This window comes from Flavobacterium sp. (assembly GCF_043720215.1).
In the GTDB taxonomy this organism is placed as follows: Bacteria; Bacteroidota; Bacteroidia; order Flavobacteriales; family Flavobacteriaceae; genus Flavobacterium.
The window spans coordinates 1-3,788 of the sequence record NZ_JAYSSZ010000156.1 but is presented as its reverse complement, the minus strand read 5'-3'; the positions used below and the strand labels follow the sequence as shown (position 1 = coordinate 3,788).

Below are 3,788 nucleotides of genomic sequence, written 5' to 3'. Positions count from 1 at the left end.
AAAATTCAACATTTATAATTTAAAATAATTTTTTATGATAACCGTTTCTACCGATAAAAACAAACTCAATGTTCCCTTTATTCAAAATTTTTTGAAAGATGTGTATTGGGCGGCCGGAAGAACAATTGAAGAAGTTCAAACAACGACTGACAATTCGTTTTGCTTCGGAATTTATCTCGATGATAACCAAATTGGCTTCTGTCGCGTTATTACCGATTATGTTGTTTTTGCTTATGTTATGGATGTATTTATAATCGAACAACATCGAGGAAAAGGTTATTCCTCTATTTTAATAGAAAACATGATGAATGAATTAACATTGAAAGGAGTAAAAATTTGGCGATTAGCCACTTTTGATGCACATTTTTTGTACAAAAAATTCGGATTCAATGCTTTGGCACATCCAGAAAAAATGATGGAGAAAATAATAAAATAAGCGATGGATATTCAGCAACTTTACGAATTTTGCCTATCTAAAAAAGGCGTTACAGAACATTTTCCTTTTGATGAAGATACATTGGTGTTTAAAGTAGGTGGAAAAATGTTTAGTTTAACCTCATTAAAAGAATTCGAAAACGGAAATCCTTCGTTAAATTTGAAATGCGATCCCGAAAAAGCAATCGAACTTCGGGCAGAATATGAAGCCATTAGACCAGGTTATCACATGAGCAAAGTGCACTGGAATACTATCGATTTGAATAAAGATGTTTCCAATAAAATGTTAGCTGAATTGATAAATCATTCTTACGATTTGGTTTTTAAAAGTTTGACTAAAAAAAATCAAAACGAAATAAACGAATCTTAAAAAAAGGCATTACTTTTGATTCATATTTTAATAATTATAAAATTATTACAGCAAAATGATTGACAATTTAAAGAAAATATTAAACGAAGACCAAGACCCGAAAGCTATAGAGAAAATCACGGCCAAATTGGAATCTTTATTAATGAAAAGTGAAGAAATAGGATATATTGGTGTGCAAAAAAAACCAGCCATTACTGTTTTTCCTGATAGTATTGTAATGACTAATAAGAGAATTATTATTTGCAAGCCTAAAAATCTGGGTTTGTCTATGGATTTTATTGATTATGATTGGGACGATATTGCGGGTGCTTTTGTAAAGGAAAATATTTTAGGTTCTGAATTTTCTTTTTCAACTAAAACGGAATTGGTGATTAGCATCGATTATATTCCTAAAAACCAAGCTCGAAAATTGCACACTTTTGCAAAAGAACAAATGGATTTGTTGAAAAATCCTATAGCTGTTGCACCAATTGTTGAAGAAATTACCGAAGAAGAACCCATTCCTGTTTTAGATACAATTCCTTATGAAGAAGAAGTTATTGAAGAAATGGAAACCGAAGAAGTAACTAGTTATGCTGAAATTATGCCTGCTATTTCCACTTATTCTGAGCCAGTTTCTGAAGCTGTAAATACAGCAACATCAACAGAGAAAAAATTATTAGATTTGTCACAAGATGAATTGTTTGAAAAATTACAGAATTATAAAAAATTACTCGATAACGGATTAATCATGCAGGGAGAATACGACACTTATAAAAAAGAGATTTTGAGTTATATGTAATATCAAAAAAAGTTGAACACGAATTGCACAAATTTTCACAAATAAATTAGTGAAAATTTGTGCAATTCGTGTTAAATAGGCTTTTGTGTTTTTAGTTTTTTACCGCTTCCTTAATCATAGTGTCTTCTTTAAGGACTACTTGATAATATTGGTTTTCGCCTAAAAGTTGTCGGCAAAACTCAGCGGCCAAATGTGTTTTTACAAAGTCTTTGCTCGAATCTAAATCGATAAATGAATCGTTAGCCTGAATCATTTTTTTGAAATTAGTATAGTATAAATCAGTACTTTCTATTTTAGTAATAATTTGAGCAAAAGTTAGATTAGAAAATTGGTTTCTGTGACGATCCAACTCTTTAAAAACAAAATTAGAAACTAAACCAGATTGCATAATCATAGGAATAACTTCATTTCCTTTTGTAGATTCTAATGGAATAAAAACATCAGGCACAATACCGCCACCACCATAAACGATTCTTCCTTTTGGGGTTTTAAATTTTAGAGTGTCGGCAATTTTTATACTGTCTTTAGCATATAATTCACCACTTTGGTAGCGTTTCATAAATTCGTTAAAATACTCTTCGCTTCCAGCTTTGTATGATTTCTGAATAGAACGTCCTGTGGGTGTATAATATCTCGCAACGGTTAGTCTTACTGTCGATCCGTCTTCAAAAGGCATTTCGCGTTGTACTAATCCTTTGCCAAAAGAACGGCGACCTAAAACCAAACCTCTATCATTATCTTGTATGGCTCCTGCAAGAATTTCGCTTGCTGAAGCACTTGTTTCATTAATTAGAATAGTTACTTTCCCGTTTTCGAAAACACCATCTTTAGTAGCAAAAGTTTTATCGATTCTGTTTTTTTTATTTTTTGTAAAAACAATTAGTTTTTTGTCTTTCAGGAATTCGTCAGCTATTAAAACGGCTTGGTCAAGATAACCGCCACCATTGTCACGAAGATCTATCACAACTGATTTTGCTCCTTGTTTAATCAGTTTATTTAATCCAATTTTAAACTCTTTGTAAGTAGTTTCTGCAAAACGATTTACCTTAACATAACCCGTTGTTTTGTTTAGCATGATAGCAATATCGACACTTTTTATAGGAATGACATTACGAATTACTTTTAGGTTAAACTTCTTGTTGGTTGATTTTCTAAAAATGGTTAACAAAACTTCCGAATTGGGTTCGCCTTTTAGTTTTGAATATAATTTTTCGGTAGTGATTTTTTTACCAAAAAGTTTTTCGTTATTGGCTGATAAAATTCGATCGCCAGCTTTGATTCCTGCTTTTTCAGACGGACCGCCTTCTGCAGGTTTGATTACTGCAACAGTATCGTTATCTACAAAAAAGTTGACACCAATACCTACAAAATCGCCTTTCATACTTTCAGCAACGCCTTGTGCTTCATTTTTTGCAATATAAACAGAATGTGGATCTAGTTTTGCTAAAATTCCGTTTACGGTTTGGTCTACAATCGAATCAGTATTTACATTGTCGACATATTCATTGTCTATAAAATCGATTAGTTTATTCAGCTTTTGCTTAGTTTGGTTTTGAGTATTTTGTTTTGATGAAATGGGTGCTTTGATAAAAATTCCCCCCAATAAAAAACCTACCGCAATTGCAGCAAAAATAAATAACGGAAAATATACTTTATCAACTTTCATTTAGAGTTTTTATTAGTTATTCAATTTCTTGAATATAATCTACCTGAACACCTGCTTTTTCTAAAAATTCTAACCCGGAATTGTCTTTATAACCCTCCATATACACCACTCTTTTTATACCCGATTGGTGTATTAATTTGCTGCATTCTTTACATGGTGATAATGTAATATATAAGGTCGCTCCTTCGCAAGTTTGTGTCGAACGAGCTACTTTTAGTATTGCATTTGCTTCGGCATGAAGCACATACCATTTTGTAAGTCCTTCTTCGTCTTCGCAACAATTCTCGAAACCAGATGGCGAACCATTGTATCCATCAGAAATTATCATTTTATCACGAACAATAATCGCGCCAACTTGTTTGCGTTTGCAATAAGAAAGTTTGCCCCATTCTTTTGCCAATCGTAAATAGGCTTTGTCGTATTTGTTTTGTTTTTTCTCTTTCATTAATTACAAAAGTAAATTATTTTTTTGCTAGAATGATTAATTAAGAATATTTAACTATTTTTTAGTTTCATGAAGTTAAAATGAATTCTCT

At 31.7% G+C, this 3,788-nt stretch carries 5 protein-coding genes; 3 read left to right on the top strand and 2 right to left on the bottom strand.

The window, feature by feature from the left end:
* Positions 1-34 precede the first annotated feature (34 nt).
* From ACHZC3_RS07400 to ACHZC3_RS07390, 3 genes are read left to right on the top strand one after another with little or no spacing between them, the layout of a single operon-like run.
* Positions 35-436, top strand: a complete 402-nt coding sequence (locus tag ACHZC3_RS07400) for a GNAT family N-acetyltransferase (RefSeq protein ID WP_394759226.1) — start codon at positions 35-37, stop codon at positions 434-436.
* Positions 437-439: 3 nt separating this feature from the next.
* The gene (locus ACHZC3_RS07395) at positions 440-805 is read left to right on the top strand and encodes an MmcQ/YjbR family DNA-binding protein (protein WP_394759225.1); all 366 of its coding nucleotides are present in this window, start codon (positions 440-442) and stop codon (positions 803-805) included.
* A gap of 55 nt (positions 806-860) precedes the next feature.
* Positions 861-1,586, top strand: a complete 726-nt coding sequence (locus ACHZC3_RS07390) for a PH domain-containing protein (RefSeq protein ID WP_394759224.1) — start codon at positions 861-863, stop codon at positions 1,584-1,586.
* 91 nt (positions 1,587-1,677) lie between these two features.
* Here ACHZC3_RS07390 and ACHZC3_RS07385 read toward each other — a convergent pair whose 3' ends face one another.
* Positions 1,678-3,252 carry a S41 family peptidase gene (locus ACHZC3_RS07385; RefSeq protein ID WP_394759223.1) on the bottom strand — a complete coding sequence of 525 codons (1,575 nt, stop codon included), beginning with the start codon at positions 3,250-3,252 and terminating at the stop codon, positions 1,678-1,680.
* A gap of 16 nt (positions 3,253-3,268) precedes the next feature.
* Positions 3,269-3,697 (bottom strand): deoxycytidylate deaminase, encoded by a 429-nt coding sequence (locus tag ACHZC3_RS07380; RefSeq protein WP_394759222.1) that lies wholly within the window; start codon positions 3,695-3,697, stop codon positions 3,269-3,271.
* Positions 3,698-3,788: the final 91 nt, after the last annotated feature.

Excerpts from the sequence above, each read along its gene's own strand:
- ACHZC3_RS07380 (WP_394759222.1), bottom strand. The coding sequence starts at position 3,697 with ATGAAAGAGAAAAAACAAAACAAATACGACAAAGCCTATTTACGATTG.
- ACHZC3_RS07400 (WP_394759226.1), top strand. The coding sequence starts at position 35 with ATGATAACCGTTTCTACCGATAAAAACAAACTCAATGTTCCCTTTATT.
- ACHZC3_RS07385 (WP_394759223.1), bottom strand. The coding sequence starts at position 3,252 with ATGAAAGTTGATAAAGTATATTTTCCGTTATTTATTTTTGCTGCAATT.
- ACHZC3_RS07390 (WP_394759224.1), top strand. The coding sequence starts at position 861 with ATGATTGACAATTTAAAGAAAATATTAAACGAAGACCAAGACCCGAAA.
- ACHZC3_RS07395 (WP_394759225.1), top strand. The coding sequence starts at position 440 with ATGGATATTCAGCAACTTTACGAATTTTGCCTATCTAAAAAAGGCGTT.